Annotated in this window: 13 protein-coding genes and 1 tRNA gene; 8 read left to right on the top strand and 6 right to left on the bottom strand. The window is 57.2% G+C overall.

Translation table 11 applies throughout. The annotated features are described in order from the left end of the window. Positions 1–4: 4 nt before the first annotated feature. Complete coding sequence (gene mscL / locus ASF44_RS05645; RefSeq protein ID WP_056898242.1) at positions 5–433, bottom strand: large conductance mechanosensitive channel protein MscL; 429 nt, start codon at positions 431–433, stop codon at positions 5–7. Between the two features lie 156 nt (positions 434–589). Between mscL and petA the strand changes: the two genes are divergently transcribed. The 7 genes from petA to ASF44_RS05610 all read left to right on the top strand — a co-directional run bounded on the left by petA (position 590) and on the right by ASF44_RS05610 (position 6155). Further along, positions 590–1189 carry a ubiquinol-cytochrome c reductase iron-sulfur subunit gene (gene petA, locus ASF44_RS05640; RefSeq protein WP_056898241.1) on the top strand — a complete coding sequence of 200 codons (600 nt, stop codon included), beginning with the start codon at positions 590–592 and terminating at the stop codon, positions 1187–1189. Positions 1190–1204: 15 nt separating this feature from the next. Next, positions 1205–2608 carry a cytochrome bc complex cytochrome b subunit gene (locus ASF44_RS05635; RefSeq protein WP_056898240.1) on the top strand — a complete coding sequence of 468 codons (1404 nt, stop codon included), beginning with the start codon at positions 1205–1207 and terminating at the stop codon, positions 2606–2608. 22 nt (positions 2609–2630) lie between these two features. Further along, the gene (locus tag ASF44_RS05630) at positions 2631–3401 is read left to right on the top strand and encodes a cytochrome c1 (protein WP_056898239.1); all 771 of its coding nucleotides are present in this window, start codon (positions 2631–2633) and stop codon (positions 3399–3401) included. 94 nt (positions 3402–3495) lie between these two features. Further along, complete coding sequence (locus ASF44_RS05625) at positions 3496–4107, top strand: glutathione S-transferase N-terminal domain-containing protein (RefSeq protein ID WP_056672295.1); 612 nt, start codon at positions 3496–3498, stop codon at positions 4105–4107. A gap of 19 nt (positions 4108–4126) precedes the next feature. Continuing rightward, positions 4127–4633, top strand: a complete 507-nt coding sequence (locus tag ASF44_RS05620; protein ID WP_056898238.1) for a ClpXP protease specificity-enhancing factor — start codon at positions 4127–4129, stop codon at positions 4631–4633. 26 nt (positions 4634–4659) lie between these two features. Then, positions 4660–4735 (top strand) — tRNA-Thr (locus ASF44_RS05615). Between the two features lie 187 nt (positions 4736–4922). Next, positions 4923–6155 carry an integrase arm-type DNA-binding domain-containing protein gene (locus ASF44_RS05610; protein ID WP_056898237.1) on the top strand — a complete coding sequence of 411 codons (1233 nt, stop codon included), beginning with the start codon at positions 4923–4925 and terminating at the stop codon, positions 6153–6155. Between the two features lie 227 nt (positions 6156–6382). On the opposite strand, the gene ASF44_RS31530 is transcribed toward ASF44_RS05610, so the two are convergent. The 5 genes from ASF44_RS31530 to ASF44_RS05605 all read right to left on the bottom strand — a co-directional run bounded on the left by ASF44_RS31530 (position 6383) and on the right by ASF44_RS05605 (position 14407). Beyond that, positions 6383–7144 (bottom strand): HNH endonuclease, encoded by a 762-nt coding sequence (locus ASF44_RS31530; RefSeq protein ID WP_156374370.1) that lies wholly within the window; start codon positions 7142–7144, stop codon positions 6383–6385. Positions 7145–7263: 119 nt separating this feature from the next. Beyond that, positions 7264–8928 (bottom strand): AAA family ATPase, encoded by a 1665-nt coding sequence (locus ASF44_RS30835; RefSeq protein WP_082524559.1) that lies wholly within the window; start codon positions 8926–8928, stop codon positions 7264–7266. 1004 nt (positions 8929–9932) lie between these two features. Then, the gene (locus tag ASF44_RS31525) at positions 9933–11510 is read right to left on the bottom strand and encodes a hypothetical protein (RefSeq protein ID WP_156374369.1); all 1578 of its coding nucleotides are present in this window, start codon (positions 11508–11510) and stop codon (positions 9933–9935) included. Beyond that, complete coding sequence (locus ASF44_RS31520; protein WP_156374368.1) at positions 11507–13345, bottom strand: hypothetical protein; 1839 nt, start codon at positions 13343–13345, stop codon at positions 11507–11509. Before ASF44_RS31520 ends, ASF44_RS31525 begins: the two co-directional genes overlap by 4 nt. A 195-nt stretch (positions 13346–13540) precedes the next feature. After that, positions 13541–14407 (bottom strand): phage integrase N-terminal domain-containing protein, encoded by an 867-nt coding sequence (locus tag ASF44_RS05605; protein ID WP_056898236.1) that lies wholly within the window; start codon positions 14405–14407, stop codon positions 13541–13543. A gap of 967 nt (positions 14408–15374) precedes the next feature. Here ASF44_RS05605 and ASF44_RS30830 point away from each other — a divergent pair. Continuing rightward, complete coding sequence (locus tag ASF44_RS30830) at positions 15375–18062, top strand: DEAD/DEAH box helicase (RefSeq protein ID WP_200930571.1); 2688 nt, start codon at positions 15375–15377, stop codon at positions 18060–18062. Positions 18063–18399: the final 337 nt, after the last annotated feature.

The raw sequence follows: 18399 nt of genomic DNA, 5'->3' as shown, positions 1-18399 counted from the left end.
CTGCCTACTTCTTCAGGCTGTCGCGGATCTCGCGCAGCAGCACGATGTCCTCGGGTGTGGCCGGGGCTGCCGGCGTGATGGCCGGTTCCGAGCGCTTGAGGCGGTTGATCTGCTTGACCATCATGAAGATGATGAAAGCCAGGATCGCGAAGTTCACCGCGATGGTGATGAAGTTGCCATAGGCCAGCACCGGCACGCCGGCCTTGCGCAGCGCGTCCAGCGTGTTCGGCACGCCGGCGGGAACGGTGCCCAGCACCACGAACAGGTTGGAAAAGTCCAGCTTGCCGAACACCAGGCCCACGACGGGCATGATGAGGTCGGCCACCACCGAATCGACGATCTTTCCGAACGCGCCGCCGATGATCACGCCGACCGCGAGGTCGATCACGTTGCCCTTGACGGCGAACTCCTTGAACTCCTGCACCATCCCCATGGCATTCCTCGCTTCGCTGAGTGAAAAACCGAGGCATTCTCGCTGTAAAAGTCTGTCGCGCAGGGCGCACGCGCTGCATCAGTGCGCCTTGAGAGCGAATAACCCTGTCCGCTACAATCTTTTGTTGACTCCAATAAGAGACTTTTGAGGAACCCCATGAGTGACATTCCAGTCGACCGTAGCAAGCGGACATGGCTGATCGCCTCCGGTTGCGCGGGGGCGGTAGGTGGTGTGGCGACCGCAGTTCCGTTCGTGAGCACGTTTCAGCCATCGGAGCGCGCCAAGGCGGCGGGCGCCGCCGTCGAGGTCGACATCTCGGCGCTCAAGCCGGGAGAGAAGGTCACCGTGGAATGGCGGGGCAAGCCCGTCTGGATCATCAAGCGCACGCCCGAGCAACTGGCCGAGCTGCCCAAGCTCGACAGCCAGCTGGCCGATCCCAAGTCGCTGCGCAAGCCGTCTGAATTGACGCCCGAGTACGCACGCAACGAAGGCCGCTCGATCAAACCCGATGTGCTGGTCGTGGTCGGCATCTGCACCCACCTGGGCTGCTCGCCGGTCGACAAGTTCACGCCCGGCCCCCAGCCCTCGCTGCCCGACAACTGGGAGGGCGGTTTCCTGTGCCCCTGCCACGGCTCGACCTTCGACCTGGCCGGCCGGGTGTTTGCCAACAAGCCGGCGCCCGACAACCTCGAGGTGCCACCGCACCAATACCTGTCCGACACGCGCCTGCTGATCGGCGACGACAAGAAGGCATGAGGGGGCACGACGGACATGGCTGAATTCAAGGAAATCTCGCCCAACGCGCCCATCGGCGCGCATGTGACCAACTGGCTGGAGAACCGGTTCCCGACCGCGTTCGACGCCTACCGCGTCCACATGTCGGACTACTACGCGCCGAAGAACTTCAACTTCTGGTACATCTTCGGCTCGCTGGCGCTGCTGGTCCTCGTGATCCAGATCGTCACCGGCATCTTCCTCGTGATGCACTACAAGCCCGATGCGAACCTCGCGTTCGCCTCGGTCGAGTACATCATGCGCGACGTGCCCTGGGGCTGGCTGATCCGCTACATGCATTCCACCGGGGCCTCGGCCTTCTTCGTGGTGGTCTACCTGCACATGTTCCGGGGCCTGCTGTACGGCTCGTACCGCAAGCCGCGCGAGCTGGTCTGGGTGTTCGGCTGCGCGATCTTCCTGTGCCTGATGGCCGAGGCCTTCATGGGCTACCTGCTGCCCTGGGGCCAGATGTCCTACTGGGGCGCCCAGGTGATCGTGAACCTGTTCGCCGCCATCCCCTTCATCGGCCCCGATCTGGCGCTGCTGATCCGCGGCGACTACGTGGTCGGCGACGCCACGCTGAACCGCTTCTTCAGCTTCCACGTGATCGCCGTGCCGCTGGTGCTGCTGGGCTTGGTGGTGGCGCACCTGCTGGCGCTGCACGACGTGGGCTCCAACAACCCCGACGGCATCGAGATCAAGGCCACCAAGGACGCCAACGGCAAGCCGCTGGACGGCATCCCCTTCCACCCGTACTACACCGTGCACGACATCTTCGGCGTGTGCGTGTTCCTGATGGCCTTCACGGCGGTGATCTTCTTCGCCCCCGAGTTTGGCGGCTACTTCCTCGAGTACAACAACTTCATCCCGGCCGACCCGCTGAAGACGCCTGCGCACATCGCGCCGGTCTGGTACTTCACGCCGTTCTACTCGATGCTGCGCGCCATCACGAGCGAGATGATGTATGTGCTGATCGCCTGCGTGGTGCTGGGCGCCGGGCTCATGACGCTCAAGCTGCGCCTGCCCGGCTTCGTCAAGGCCGGCATCGTCGTGGTGGCGATCGCGGCCGTGGCGATGATGCTGTCGATCGACGCCAAGTTCTGGGGCGTGGTCGTCATGGGTGGCGCGGTCATCATCCTGTTCTTCCTGCCCTGGCTGGACCACAGCCCCGTCAAGTCGATCCGCTACCGCCCCGACTGGCACAAGTACGTGTATGGCGTGTTCGTCATCAACTTCGTGGTGCTGGCCTATTTGGGCGTGCAGGCACCGTCGCCGATCGGCGAGCGCGTGTCGCAGGTCGGCACCCTGTTCTATTTCGGCTTCTTCCTGCTGATGCCCTGGTGGAGCCGCCTGGGCGAGCCCAAGCCGGTGCCCACGCGCGTGACCTTCAACCCGCACTGAGCCCACGGAACAGACGCAGATCATGAAAAAGAATCTCCACGGTTTCATCGCAGGCCTGTTGCTGTCGCTGGGCCTGGCCGCCGGCAGCGCGCAGGCGGCCGAAGGCGGCATCGCCTGGGACAAGGCGCCCGTCAGGACCAACGACATGGTGGCGCTGCAAAACGGCGCCAAGCTGTTCGTCAACTACTGCCTGAACTGCCATTCGGCAGCGTTCATGCGCTTCAACCGGCTCCAGGACATCGGCCTGACCGAGCAGCAGATCAAGGACAACCTGCTGTTCACGACCGACAAGGTCGGCGAGACCATGAAGGCCGCGATCGATCCGCGCCAGGCCAAGGAATGGTTCGGCGCCAATCCGCCCGACCTCACGCTGATGACGCGCTCGCGCTCCGGCCACGGTGGCACGGGTGCCGACTACCTGTACACCTACCTGCGCACCTACTACCGCGACGAGACCAAGGCCACAGGCTGGAACAACCTGGCCTTCCCCAGCGTCGGCATGCCGCACGTGCTGTGGGAACTGCAAGGCGAGCGCAAGCCCGTCTTCGAGGAAATGCAGAGCCATGGCCATGCCGTGCCGGTCTTCAAGGGATGGGAGCAGGTGAAGCCGGGCACAATGACGCCCCTGCAATACGATCAGGCCGTCGGCGACCTGGTCAGCTTCATGGCCTGGATGGCCGAACCGGCGCAGAACACGCGCGTGCGCGTGGGCGTCTGGGTTCTGTTGTTCCTCGCTGTTTTCTCAGTCATCACCTGGCGCCTGAACGCTGCGTTCTGGAAAGACGTCAAGTAAGCAGTCCATGCCCGGCAGCAGCAGGCTGCGGGCGTGATCAGAGTGGGTGCGGCTACCGCACCCACTCTTTTTGGTTTTTTAGGAGTCTTCTCTCATGATGGTCTTGTACTCGGGAACGACCTGCCCCTTCTCCCACCGTTGCCGCTTCGTGTTGTTCGAAAAGGGCATGGATTTCGAAATCCGCGACGTCGATCTCTACAACAAGCCGGAAGACATCAGCGTCATGAATCCGTACGGCCAGGTGCCCATCCTGGTTGAGCGCGACCTGATCCTGTACGAGTCGAACATCATCAACGAGTACATCGACGAGCGCTTCCCGCACCCGCAGCTGATGCCCGGCGATCCGGTCGACCGCGCCCGCGTGCGCCTGTTCCTGCTGAACTTCGAGAAGGAACTCTTCGTCCACGTGAGCCTGCTGGAGAACCGCGCCTCCAAGGGCAACGAGAAGGCGCTGGAAAAGGCCCGCGCCCACATCCGCGACCGCCTGACGCAGCTCGCCCCCGTGTTCCTCAAGAACAAGTACATGCTGGGCGAGAACTTTTCCATGCTCGACGTGGCCATCGCGCCGCTGCTGTGGCGCCTGGACTTCTATGGCATCGACCTCAGCAAGAACGCGGCGCCGCTGCTCAAGTACGCCGAGCGCATCTTCTCGCGCCCCGCCTACATCGAAGCGCTGACGCCGTCCGAAAAGGTCATGCGCAAGTAAGCGCGGAGAACTGGACCGGATGAACGCACTCGACGCCACTTCCACCCGCCCGTACCTGATCCGGGCGCTTTACGAATGGTGCACCGACAACGGCTTCACACCGTACATCGCGGTGCTGGTGGACGAGACGGTGCAGGTCCCGCGCGAGTACGTGAAGGACGGCGAGATCGTGCTGAATGTGAGCTTCGACGCCACCAGCGCGCTCAAGCTCGGCAACGACTTCATCGAGTTCAAGGCCCGCTTCGCAGGAACGGCGCGCGAGATCCTCGTGCCCATCGGCCGCGTGATCGCGATCTATGCGCGCGAGAACGGGCAAGGCATGGCGTTCCCATCGCCGGTGGCGGCCTTGGCCGATGCCGCGCCGGGCGCCGCCAGTGCGCCCTTACCGGCAGACATCGCCGGCGAAAAGACCGTCCCGAAGGTGCTGCAGCTGGCACCGGTCGATCCTGTCGACGAGGGAGATGGCCCCGAGCCGCCCAAACCGGGTGGCAGCGCGCCGCGCCCGGCGCTCAAGCGCGTAAAGTGACCGTTTAGAATCGCCGCTGGTTTTTTGCCGATTTAGCTCAGTTGGTAGAGCACCCGCCTTGTAAGCGGACGGTCGTCAGTTCGATTCCGACAATCGGCACCAAGATGGTGCATCATGGGGTCTCATGTAGTCCCATGTAATCCCGGAAACCCGCATGCCTACTAGGCATCGCGGGTTTTTCTTTGTCCAGGACGTCTCACTCCGTACCATGCCGTGTCGGCATCTTGTCGGTACTTGTGTCGGTATCACGCCGTCGTACCCTGCCAGGTACCGACAACGGAGGTGTGAAATGTCACTTACAGATACATTTGTGCGCCAGGTGAAGCACCAGGGCGCAGAGATTGGCGAGCGCTACGCCGACGGTGGTGGCTTGTACTTGCGCGTCAAGGCGGCCGGCAAGTACTGGCGGATGGACTACCGGTTCGCCGGAAAGCCTAAAGTCTTGTCCTTCGGCGTGTACCCGGCCGTGTCGCTCGCCAAGGCCCGCAAGCGACGCGACCAAGCGAAAGAACTGCTGGCGGATAGCAAAGACCCTGGAGAGGTGAAGCGCGAGGCCGAGACGGCCCAGGAGGCGGCATCAGCCAATACGTTCCGGCTGGTGGCGATGGAGTGGCATGCGATGAGGGCCAAGCGGGGTGAAGCCGCCACGACCACGGGCAAGCGCCTGGCCCACCTCGAAACCCACGTACTCCCCGAGATCGGCAGTCGCGCCATCGCAGACCTCAAGCCTTCCGAGGTGCTGGCGATGCTGAACAAGGTCGTCGACGGCGGCAGCGCCTACACGGCCACCCGTCTGCGCGAGATCTGCGGCCAGATCTTTCGCTATGCCATTGCAACGGACCGCGCCGACCGAAACCCAGCGGGCGATCTGCGTGGCGCGTTGGAGGTTCCGCGGGTCAAGCACCGGCCGGCATTGACGACGCGGCGCGAGTTCGGCGAGTTCCTGCGCAACCTGCTTACCTACGAGAACTGTCAGCCGATGACCAGGTTGGCGGCCCGCCTTGCGGTGCTGACCTGGACCAGGCCGGTCGAGCTGCGCACGGCGCGCTGGGAGCACTTCGACCTTGAGGCCAGGGAATGGCGGGTTCCGGCCGCGAACATGAAGGAGGGCAAGCACCTGCAAGCCCACACGGTGCCGCTATCCGCTCAGGCTTTGTCTGTGCTTGCCGAACTGCGCGCGCTCAACGGAGAGCGCGTGCAGTGGCTGTTTCCAGGCAACCACGGTGCCGACAGCATCATGAGCGAAAACACCTTGAACTTGCTGTTCAAGAGGATGGGCTACGAGGGAAAGCAGAGCCACCATGGGCTGCGAGCCTCGGCGCGTAGCCTGCTGTCTGAGCGGGGCTGGTCAGCGGCGGCGTTGGAGACGCAGTTGGATCATGCGGAGCGGAGCAAGGTCGTGGCCGCCTATGCGCGGAGCGAGCATCTCGTCGAGCGGCGCAAGATCATGGACGACTGGGGCGAGTTGGTTGCGGCGATGGAGAGTGGCGACAACGTTGCGCCGTTGCGGCCGGCGGCGTAGAAGCGGTTCGTTCCCAAGAATATGTGAAATCTCGCCACGTTCGCACGCCTGATCCTGCGTGACCCTTCAGAATGTTTCTTGCCAAAGTGACCAGCCAAAACATCACATGTCAGCGCATTCCTTTGAAGGGTCACATTTGCGCTCTACGACGAAGGCAGTGCAAGCATCTCATCTAAATCCGTTGTCGGCTTCGATAGAAAGGCAAATAGAAGACCTCACTTCACCTTCTAACTGCCAAAAGCGTCTCTGAGGATCTCGGCTGGAACATTGAAAACGGGAATAAACCCGCCATTGCAGAAGTCGTCGCAGGTAGATAATTTTGCCAGCAGCGTAGGACGCCAGTGGTTTCGATAGAATCGCCGAATTTCGTACTGGGCCTGCGCGCGAAGCTGTGCCTTAACTCCTTGTGATCCGCCCGCTGCATAAGCGCCATGCAACGATATTGCTTGGCTAGCTAAAAATATGTTCACCTCAGCGAGATATCTTTCGCTTAGGTTCAGACGGATGTGGATATTTTTTAGTTTGTCCCCCAGTGAGTCTGCGACGGCGTCAAGACCATCGATTGAAAAAGTCACGCTTAAAGTTGAATCTTGAAGACGCACCTCTGCATGTAGAAACTGAATATCAGGTAGCTGATCGAAATAGGCATGGAGAAACGGCAACTCGCCCGGTTCCGCGAAGCCAGCAAGCTTGTGGTGATTGCAGAGATGGCACAGAGGTACTAGGTTGCGGACATATACTGCCACTGCCTTGTATGCCGAGCGCGGAAGCACATGATCTAGTTCAGTCGGCGGATCTATTCCGCACACTGGACACAGCTCAACGCCCGAGAAAAGTTCCTCACGAACATGCTTTAAACGGCGCCTTTTTTGTGTTTGATCATAGGCATCATGCAATGCTTGCTTGAGAGCCGCGTCCATTTCTGGCGTGGTCAATGCAATGTTCGCAACTCCGCGAGCCGCATCGTAGGCATCGTAGACAGCGAGCACAGCGGTTACTTCTTCCGCCGTGCCTGCGTAGCCCTTAGCAACACCTTTGTACTGATACTGAGAGAGTGCCGTAGTGAGAGTGGCGCGATCTGTGCTTCTGTTAGGCTGAGGCAAGTTTCTCAAGCCAATTTCCCCTTTGTAGCCAATCGCGCTAGAACATACGCTCGTGCCTGACTGCTCAAGCCAGGACTGAAGACTTTATCAATCTCAGTAATATCATGTAGGGAATCGACAAGCAGATCTAACACTTGATGAAAATCACTACTGGAGGCTGTTAATCCGAATGTGTCGTAAGTGAGTATTCCGATACTCTCTCCGAAGGTCTCCATTTGTGGCTGTTTGACATGGAGGGATTCGCCATTGCGGTTAACAACTCGTACTTGTCGAGCCATTGTCTCTTGCAGCATTACAGGCGAATGGGTTGCCACGACACACACAGCATTGGCATCTTCTAGAATAAGCCGAACAGAATGCATCAGCGCCGCCGCTAAGGGTGGATGCAGATGCATCTCCGGTTCGTCGAATAAGACAAGCGATCTCGGTACTGTATAAGTTACGAGTGAAGCGATGACATGTAGTGCGATCTTGTGCCCAGTACTCCAGGAGAGAAAAAGCTCCTTTGCTTCAGCAGCCGAGAGGTCCTCTAAAGCCTCCTCCTTCATATCAGAAAAAGAAGGATCTTGTAAAATAGGCTCAAGCGCTAGGGATAACAAGGCCTTTTTATCTGTAGACTGAATTCTGCCAATCAGAGAGGCAAACTCATCTGCTAGTGCATCTATTGACTTCAGCCGAGTTGAAGTTCTTCGATCTTCGACTCGGAGCATGGTCTCTTTAAATTCCTGCTCGTCAACCTGTTTGGCCCGATTGATATCGTCTCTGGCCTCGTCAATCACATCACGCAATCCGCAATAAACAAACCGGCCCTCGCCCTTCTCAATGTCACGAGCAGTCTGAGACAACGTGTCCTCACGGTCGCCAGGAATTGTGAAGCTGTCGAACGCGCTATAAGAAACGGTAACGATGCGCATGAAACCAATTGCCTCCGGCCTGAAAGCGCCGAGGCGGCGTACATGTGGGCTCAGTCGCTCGCTTGGCGATGCGAAGGCTACATGCGCAAGACGCGAAAGCAGCGTGCTCTTTCCAGATCCATTGCGTCCGACGAGAACCATCACGCGATGGGGCAGCTGCACCTTCCGCTTGTTTGGGCCAATCCTTCTGTCAAGGAGAAATAGAAGACCAGAGTCATTTGTGCTGAAATCAAACTCAATATCGGAAGACTGCTCTCCTATCGAGAAGGAGAATGGCTCTTGGACATCAACTAGGCTAGTAAACTCATTGAAGTAAAGCCCATGCGCATCGTCTAAAAATCGCTTCCAATCTGAGTTGTCGCGAAAAAGCGATCTTCTCCAGGCCGGCTCCTGGGAATAAATCTGCTGAAGCTCCGGATGCACAGCAACGTCCCGCAGCGCCTGAACGATCTCTCTTCTAACATTAGACGGAAGTGCAACAAGACGCTGGTAATAATCAAGCGACGTGCCGACAGAACAGAAATTCTCATCTAACTTACTGAACGACGTTTTAATCTGAATTCCATCTGCTTGAGTCTGGCCCTTACGAAGAATTTTCACTCCGCCAATAAGGGTGGCATCTTCACCGGGGGTGTTGTAATACAGATGGTACAGGGTTTGGTAGTTGTAGTCGTTCCAAGTATCTTGCTGGAGAGCGAACTGACCGTTGATTGCCTTTAATTTCTGTCGTGAAGGTGGGTATATTGTGACCAGCATCCTCTTGAAATTCTCGAATTATTAGTTAATGCATTTCGTCAAAAGACTTCATGCAGCTTCTGGCGTCTTCGATGCTGCTGCTCCTGTTTAATCTATAACTCTTTTAGTATATTGTCGAAGTCCACAACCTGTCGTCGGGCGCTTTGCATTAAATCGCTGACAGGGCCGTGCAATGTTTCCTCTCGGTACTGGTAGATCAGCGCTCCATTAATGCTTAATATTGCAAAGGTGGAGTACTCGATCCAGTAAAAATGATCATGCTCTCCATCGTAGTGTCGAACCCGCGCTTGATAGAGGCCGAACCAGTGGCCATTGTGACGACTTTCTAAGAAAAGTGGTATTACCTCATCTGTCCCGGAAGACACGGCCGGGGGCGGCCTACACTCCGTCCATGTGATCTCTCTTGCAATCGTTTTCCGATTTAAGCCAAGGATGAGTTGAAGTTCACGTTCGTCCATTTTATGCGTCCGCTTCTGAGTCTTTCTTAATCTGCTCTATTGCTCTAATACAGCCCCGCAGTTCTGCATAGACGGTCCAGATTTGATCCCTTTTCTGCTCTGTAGTGAGGCCACGCGCCAAAAACTGGTCTGTTGCCGCCTTTAGCGGTTTTAGTTCCCGCTTGTACGTAGATGGAACTTGGCGCAGAAGTGACCGATAGAGGGCAAGCAAATCCCTTATGTGTATGTCTGCTGTCTGCCTACTGTTTGGCCAATCCGCGTAGCAGTCGTTGATATCACTGGCGAGCTTTGCCAGATCGCGGCTAATCTGGGGTAGCCTTCGCTTTGATATGAATGTTTTACGGATGGTCCATACTTCGCGCGCTACGTACGCCGAGATTACGAACCCCGCTACAGAGGCTAATGTGTCAATATTCTGCAGCCATTGCGGCAAAGGTGCTTCAAATATGACATTCTCCTTTGTTCTGAAGTTTGGCGGCAGTCATCTTTGGCTGGCGCACATGATCTGAATTCGGCGGGGAATTCTGAGAAGCAAGATGGCAGGAACTATGCATAGTACTTGAAGTTATGCCGCCATTGTTCATGACTCAATCCAGGGTTGGCCAAAAGAATTTCGCCGACCCTATCCGAGTATTTGATTGTGATTGGTCGGCCCTCGCCGAGCTGGCACGAGTTATAGTTGAGCTTGGTCAATCCTAGAATATCTTTTGCCACCTGGACAATATCTCCATCACCAAACTGAATGGTCACTGAGAGTGGAACTGGAACCTCAAATCCGTCATAGGTTGCAATTCTTGGCTTGAATCCATTGGTATAAAGAAGGCCATGGCGAGGGGTCTTCTGCCAAAACACTCCGCGTAAGACGGGATGTTGTCCGCGCTTTGATGTGTCCGGGTGGTCGTCGTATCGGTACAAGCGCTGGCCACCTCGGTCCTGTTTTACGCGTATTGAGATGAGTTTGACGCCTTCTGGCACTGCCCGCAAAAAGCCTTTGTATTCTTCGTAAGTGATGCCTGAGTGCGTGTGTAAGAAGATTTCCTTGAGTGGCCTGCCGTCCTGCTGTTTGTAGGTCTCAATAGTTCCGCGCAGAAGCGCTTCTGCTTTGTCAGGAGGCAAATGGTACTCGCCGGAATGTGGAGAATACCAAGGCCCAAATTCGCCAACAAACACTACGCCGTCCCCGCTATCCAGGAACATTTGTGCTGCGCAGCATGCGGTGCGCTTGTTCTCAGCGACCTTGTAGGCTAATCCAACGTAGCAAACACCTTCCCGAGCCCATGGCGTTTTCCAAGGTTTGGCTCCGCACTTGTAATAGATGGCTGTTGAGAAGTTCCATAGTCGATCCGAAAGAGGATTCGTCCCTTTCTCGCCATCGCGAACTTTGGAGGTAATGAGAAGGGTAGACTCTTTAATGATCTGCACAGGCAGGTCGTGGGCCATCAAACGGCCTTTGAGCTGTCGGCGGAAATCAGGTGAGTAGCCACGCGACTCTTCATAAGTGTCCATTGTGTCTAACACAGCTGCCACTTCTGGCTCATCCATGTCGAACATCGCCTGTTGTCCCGAATCTCTGTCGAGGATTGCTTGCCGAAGAAATGAAACCTCGTCAGCACTGCGTTTGCTGTCGCTCTGCTTGCTGAATGCCACAGACGAGTTTGGTCGGCAGTTCTCGTAGACCTCATCGGGCACCACGCATATAGCGAGTGCAGGACGGGAGTCGAGCCTCTTGACTTTGTCTACTTGCTCAAGATATAGCCGAGACACTGCGAATGCTCTGTCGTGTTTGTCTGCCTTTCGGGACGCTTCGGAAAGCTTCTCGCCGTCCAGTGCATAGCTGCGTACGGGCTTAGGCCACTTGACGCCGAATGCCACGTCAAAGCCGGGGTAAGGGGGCCAAGCTCGATGCTTTGCTGTGTCGACGCAAGCGGCTGAAGAATTCAGCGCTAAGCACCAAGAATTCCATGCATCCAATCCTTCAGCTGTGCCGATTACGATGTTGTCTGGCATTTGGCTGCGCGTTTCCGCAGGTCCGAACAACGCAAGTCCGTCATGAGGGTCTTCTGCCGTTTGCTGATGACCGAACTCAAGCAGTGGCTCACCGAAAAAGTGGAAGGTGCTCGTCATGCGGATTGCTCCTCTGACAATGTTTCATTGTTGCCATCTGTGTCTTCACCCTCTCCCTCTCGAGACTTGTATTCGGCAAGCTCCTCGCCGATGTCGAGCATGCCGGACAGAGCCTGGACATCCAGACCAATTGGGCAGTCCCATCGTAACGGGTCGCTGCGCATCACCAGCGCACGCGTTCCTTCTCCGTAGCGAATTTCACCGACACTTGTTTCCAGTGCTTGGACGACACCGATCAGACGGGCAAGCCAGTCTTTGTTCCACCAGCTCTTCGTCACTGCTTTGCGACGCCTGCCGATAGCTTTGAGTTCGTACACCTTGCCGGAGAGGTCTGTTGGACGCACATAAACTCGCACGACAACGTTCCAAGTGCCATCTACGTCGTGTTGAGGCTGAAATAGGGGCGCTAGGTGGTATATGAACGGGGATGCACGATCACCCCAACCCAGTGTTCGCGAGCCGGTAAGCGCTACTCGTGTGTTGCGACCGTCGACGTGGCGGATTTTCTGATTCCAGTCCCGGTCATCTCTTTTAGGAAAGTAGAAGAGGTCTCGATCGGAGCAGAAATCGAGGCCTTTTTCGACACAAATCACCCAAAGGCTACGACGGACAAGTTCTTTTGCGACGTCCTCAGTTTTCTTGCCGTCTCGCTCCGGGATCTCTGACCACAAAAACTCAGGAGTGCGATCAGGCTTTGTCGCTGGAATCGAGTTTGGTGGTGGAGGTGTAAAAGCCAGTAGTCGGTATGGGTTGGCCTCAACGAACGCCCATTTTTTCCGCAGCGCATCACGTTCAGACGAGGACATCGCCGCATAGAGATCGTAGATCAGCATGGTTTGCGGCAGCTGCAACGCGAATACGTTTGCAAAGACGGGCTCTGGCTTTGCGATGGTGACGTTCGTCGGCATGTAGTCACCAAGCGCGATGCTTTTTCCTTGCTCATGCCCGAACTCCGGCTTGATCCCGAGCCCGGCCATCCGCTGCAGAACATGCTGCAACCCATCGTTCCAGGACGTCGAGAAGTCTGCGGGAGATACTGCCCTAAGCCTCGAGGGCAGGCGCGCTTGAGCACCTGAAGACACCAGACACGGCAGCACAAAGGAGTCTCTTGACGCAGCTAGGCTGCATCGCTCCAGAAAGAGTTCATCACTGACGCTTGTCGAAGATGCGATGGGAAGATACTGCTTGGCCCGAAACTCGATCAGCTTGCGAACACTATCGTCGGGGTTCTCGCCAGCAAGCGGGGCGGTGCCGCGGCACCAAGTCGGTAAACCTGCAAGCGTCAGACGCCGTGAAAGCCAAGTGGCCAATGCGTGGTCGGCATCGAGGTGGTCGATGACTAGCGTGTCACGACTCTCCGAAAGAGATTCACCCCCGGATTGTGGGAAGAACGGCGGGGTGAAAACGCTCGGGTGCTGAGCGACTAGGTGCTTTTGTGGACCCGCAAGCAGGGCCCGCAGTCTTTCTAAGTCGTAGAGGTCCAAGACCCACCCGAACTCATCGCTCAACATCCTATGAGCTGCATCTTTGTCGGCCGCATTTAGTGGCTCCGTGCAAACAAACACGAAGACATTGGGGTTGTGCTTGAGTTCACGAACTCGCGAACAGTCGTGTTTCAACTTGACCTTCCAGTCGCCACGCACTGTGTAGGCAAACACGATCTTCTGGCCGGTGGCGTCGGAACGGATGATGGCATCGCGACCACCGTCGCCAGTGCCCCCAAGGGGGTCTATTCCAGGGTAGTCGGCGCCGGCAAGAAGAGCGCTGCAGAGACGTTCGAAGTCTCGATATGACGAGATACGCTCAAGGCAGTAAGTAAGGCGATCAGCAGACATTTGCAAAGCATACGATGGGAACTTATGCGCAGGCCGCGAAGCGCGTTCAGTGCTCCACAATTCACCCAATAACCAGACAGCCAAGGCCTAGCAGCCAGTGGTCAAAATTGGCGCCGCATCCGGCGGCGATACGTGGGATTCTGGACACTCACACCACCGCCGAACGCCGGCGGCTTGTGGCCGGCAGCTACATCGTCAGCGCCCGAGGTACACCGCTGTGATCTGCTCGCGCTCGTGGCCCAACTCGCGTGAGATAGCAAGCCGTGCCTCGCGGTCCACCACCTTTTGCTTCGGGCTCAGATCCTTGTACCGAGGGCCGCCTGCTGCCGGTGCCTTCCACCCTGTCAGTTCGAAGTAGCGCCTCTGCGCGTAGGCGTGCCGTAGCCCGTGTACGCCGCGGATGCCTGCGCGCGCCGTCTGCGCCTTGAAGCGGTTCTGTTGGTCACGGTAGTTCATCTTCGTGGGAATCATGCTGCCGCCCTGGGCGAGCGCCTTGGCTTCTTCGAGCACCTGGCGCTGCATGGCGTTGGTGACAGGCACATCGCGCTCGCGACCGCCCTTGGTCCAACTGGCCTTCAGGTGCAGCACGCCGCCCCTGTCGGCCCAGCCCGGTCGCACCTTGATGCTTTCCTCTCGCCGAAGCCCGAAGGCCTCTTCCAGCCGCAGCGACATTGCGGTGTAGGGATCGGTCACACGGCTCAGTTGCTCGCCGTCCAGCGTCCTGGCCTTCGAGGTGTTGCTGACGTGCTGCCGCTCCGGGATGCCATAGGCGGCGTTGTCGCGCCGCACGATGTTCTGTTTGCCGATCTTCTCGGCCAGCCAACGCAGTGCGCTCATGCGGTTCTTGAAGGTGCCTGCGGCGATGCCTTCCTCATGCCATCGCTCGACCAGGTAGTCTATGTGCTTGGTGCGCATGCCCTGTGCACGCAGGTGGTGGAAGCCACCCTCGTGCAGCTGGTCGCCCACCAGGCTCAGGATTACCTCGCGGTCGTGCTGTGTCGCCATCGAGCCGTCCCGGTTGCGTTGGCACAGCAGTTTGAAGTCGTGGTTCAAGTCGCGCATGGCTCGCTCCTCTTCATTCCTCATCCATTCATCTCCGCACGTAGTGCGGTCCTTACGAGACCGAAGGCCGAAGCCGCCGGGGTGCATGACGGTCAGGTCAGTGTTTCTGTCCGTCCCCGGCGCCGCAGCGCAAGGGAACTACGAGGGACACGGGACACCACTCCCGGTTGTGCAAGCAATTCAACTGGTCGCCGGCGTTGCACGCGCTGTGGCGCCGCGCGGTGGTGCCTGTTGGCACGTCGTTGCGCGGGGACTGGTCACCCAAGGTCCATGGGGTGTGCACGTCACACGAGGGATTGATCCGTTGACGGGGATCAGGCGGCGCAGCGCCGGTCGAGCCGAACGCATGCGCATCGGATGCGCGAGGGCATCGAGGGGGGCTCCAGGCCCCATTGACGGACGCCGTCCAGCAGCGTCAAAGCCCGTCACTTCGGGCCGTCACTTCGCGAAATGCGCCTTGAGATGAGGCGCGGCGCGGACTTACCGCGTCGTCACTGTTAGCAAGCTTCCAGTGACGACGCGGAGGGCGCTGCGATGCAAAGGGCAGATGTCCAGACATCGCAGTACAAGGGCGCCATCGGGTGGCGCACAAGATGCCGTCGCGCATGGCGCGACGACGCGAGCAGCGGCACATGCCGCAGGTGGCTCTGGGCAGATCAAGTCTGCGCGGCAAGCCGAAGTTCGCGCAAGGCGAACTCGGCATCTATGGCCGGTGCGAAGGCACGGCAATCTCTACAAGGGCAGGTAACGCCTGCGACGTCCTGTGGTGAGGTCAGGATCCTCGGGAGCAATTTGAGTGAATCAGGCGTGCGGCCACATGTCAAGGTTCCGCTCGAATAACACTTGCAGCATGGTGCCTAGAGCGTCAGGTGGCGTCCTCCGATCACATTCATTGAGCATCTCAGCGGCGTCTGCAAAGTGCGAGACTGCCTTTCGAGGGCGCGGTCGACTGTTTGCAAAAGGCGACATGCCTACAAGCCGCATCATTGCTTGTAAGAACAGGGTGAAAGCAGAGGCGGGTCACAATCAGCATCCCTTGTTTGGAGCGGAAAACGAACTCATGGCCTTTACAAGATTGCCTACTGCTGCGAGCGTAGCCAAGTCGCCCGACCAACTGTTCCTCGATCTCCCACTTCGTCAGTATCTGGGGCTTGTCGATCATCAAGGCCAGATGCTCAGGACCTATGCCGAAAAAGCGGTTAGCTCGCCGGACGTTGCGTTGCAACTTCCAACCGGAAGCGGGAAGACCCTGGTCGGTCTGCTTATTGCTGAGTGGCGTCGACGCACCTTCAACGAACGAGTTGTGTATCTTTGCCCGACCCGCCAGTTGGTCTATCAAGTTGTAGAAGAAGCGACGACAAAATATGGGCTTTCCGTCGATGGATTCACAGGACCAATCAAGGAGTACGAGTCTTCCGCAAAAGGGCGCTATGCTGCGGGGGAGCGGGTGGCTGTTACGACCTATAGCGCACTATTCAACACAAATCCGTTCTTCAAATCTCCTGATACGGTAATACTGGATGATGCTCATGCCGCGGAGAATTACGTGGCAAAGATGTGGACGCTGCAGGTCGATCGCTACAGCAAAACACATGCAGGCTTGTTCGCTGCGCTTGCCAACGTTCTTGGCGCAGTCATGGATCCGTATTTTCACGCGCGGCTTACTAGTGACGCACCGAGTGTCAGCGATGTCGGGTGGGTGGACAAAATTCCAACACCAGCTTTTGCGGAAATTGCAGATCAAGTGCGTGCGATCCTCGATGTGCATAACTCTGATCCGCAGATCGTATTTTCCTGGAAGTCTCTGTGCGAAAATCTGTTGGCGTGCCATTTTTACGTATCTGCGAATCAGCTGTTGATTAGGCCTGCGATACCTCCAACATGGAGTCACGCACCGTTCCAAGCTGCGAAACAGAGAATTTTCATGTCGGCGACGCTTGGGCCGGGCGGTGACTTGGAGCGATTAACCGGTCGTCGAGCGATTCAGCGACTGCCGATCCCTGCAGGCTGGGACAGGCAGGGCATCGGGCGGAGACTCTTCTTCTTTCCCGGCATGTCCTTTGATGAGCAGGAAGCGACGGAATTGGGTTTTGCACTCATGCGTGAGGCCGGAAGAAGTTTAGTGCTTGTGCCTTCCGACGCGAGAGAGGCAGAAGTTTCTAAGCTGATCGTAGAGAAGACAGGATTTCCTACGTTCTCGGCAGATGATATTGAAAAAACAAAATCTGACTTTCTAAGTAGGGCGAACGCTGTCGCCGTCGTTGCAAATCGTTATGATGGGATTGACTTTCCTGGCGATGCATGTCGTCTTGAATTTCTTGATGGTTTGCCGCAAGCGGTGAATCTGCAGGAAAAATTTATCATGTCGAGGATGGGGGCGGTTGCACTCTTCAATGTGCGTATTCAGGCGCGTGTTCTCCAGGCAATTGGTCGCTGCACACGCGGTTTGAAAGACTTCTCAACGGTGGTCGTCGGAGACGGTGAGCTTGCTGACTATCTGATTGATCGAAGAAAGAATGAGCATCTCCATCCTGAGCTTCAGGCCGAGATTCAATTCGGTCTCATGCAGTCGCGTGAACGGAAGGCTGAAGATTTTCTGGAGAACTTTCGAATATTCAATCGTCATGACACTGAGTGGCAAGTCGCGAATCAAGACATACTCTCAATGAGAGACCAGGCCGCGCAGGCACCATACAAAGAAATGAGTGAGTTGCAGGAAGTGGTTGCCTCCGAGGTGCGTTATCAAGAAGCGATGTGGCAGGGCGATTACCCGCAGGCGTTCGAGTGCGCTCGCGAAGTGCTGGGTAAGCTGACGCTGTCTGAACTGAAGGGCTATCGTGCGCTATGGCATTATCTTGCCGGTAGCGCTGCACATCTTGCCTCTCGCGAGATGGATCCGGGATTTTCTGTGGCAGCAACGGATCAGTTTTCAAAAGCGCGGGACGCTGCAAGAGGAATTCCTTGGCTCGTTGGCATATCCCGGACGACCATGCTTCCACCAACCGATGCAGACAAACGTAATGCATCGGTCATGCACCAAGTGGAGCGGATCGAAAGTTTATTTGCGAGCTTAGGCCTTGTCCACAATCGCGGATACAGCAAACGCGAGCAGGAGATTCTTGCTGGGCTAGCTCGTCCTGAAACTTTCGAGGCTGCTCAAAAATCTTTGGGAGATCTGCTTGGTTTCGTCACCGGAAAAATTGAAGAGGATGCTTCGCCAGATCCTTGGTGGATCGCAGATGACAAAGTGATCGTGTTTGAAGATCATGCTGGAGCAACTGCTGACGAGCCGTTCATTGATGCAAAGAAAGCGCGTCAAGCTGCCTCACATCCGGCATGGATGAAAATGCGAGTTCCAGAGGCAAAAAGTGCTGAAATTATCTCTGTTCTAGTTACGCCCGCGCGTATCGCGAAAATTGGAGCGGAGCCTTCGCTGGCGTCTGTCTCGTACTGGGAATTGGACGATTTCAGACAGTGGGCCCAAAAAGCGATGGGGGTGCTGCGAGAAATTAGAACTACGTTTGTACGGCCTGGCGATCTCGAATGGCGTGCAAGGGCCGCTGAGGCGCTCGAGACTGCTGCTATCGATGCATCAAGTCTGTTCGATGCTCTGAATGCTGCTAAGGCTTCCCAACTCATGAAATTCGAGCAATAGTTCTACGCTGGTCGGGTGCAGCTATGCCATGGCGTTGAAGCCAAACGTGAGGATCTTGGCGGTGAGCCTTGCACGTACGGCAGGTTGCCTCCTAGTGTGAGGAGATCCTGCGTTAGAGGAGTTCAGCGATGTACCCGTCCAACATGCTGGCTAGGGAAGCTCTGCGCAATACGCTTTGAGATGTGCTGATGCAGCCCCACCCAGCCAATTCGCCGCTTCGGCCCCTTGCACGGCGGCTTTTCGGCTCCTTCGGGCCTGCTGGCCCCTTGCACGGCGGCTTTTCGGCTCCTTCGGGCCTGTTGGTCACGACGAAGCTGCCGTCGGCGCTGCATTCCAC

Source organism: Pseudorhodoferax sp. Leaf274, assembly GCF_001422445.1.
Lineage (GTDB): Bacteria > Pseudomonadota > Gammaproteobacteria > Burkholderiales > Burkholderiaceae_C > Pseudorhodoferax.
Note: the sequence above shows the minus strand (reverse complement) of the source record. Positions and strands in the feature narration are given on the sequence as shown.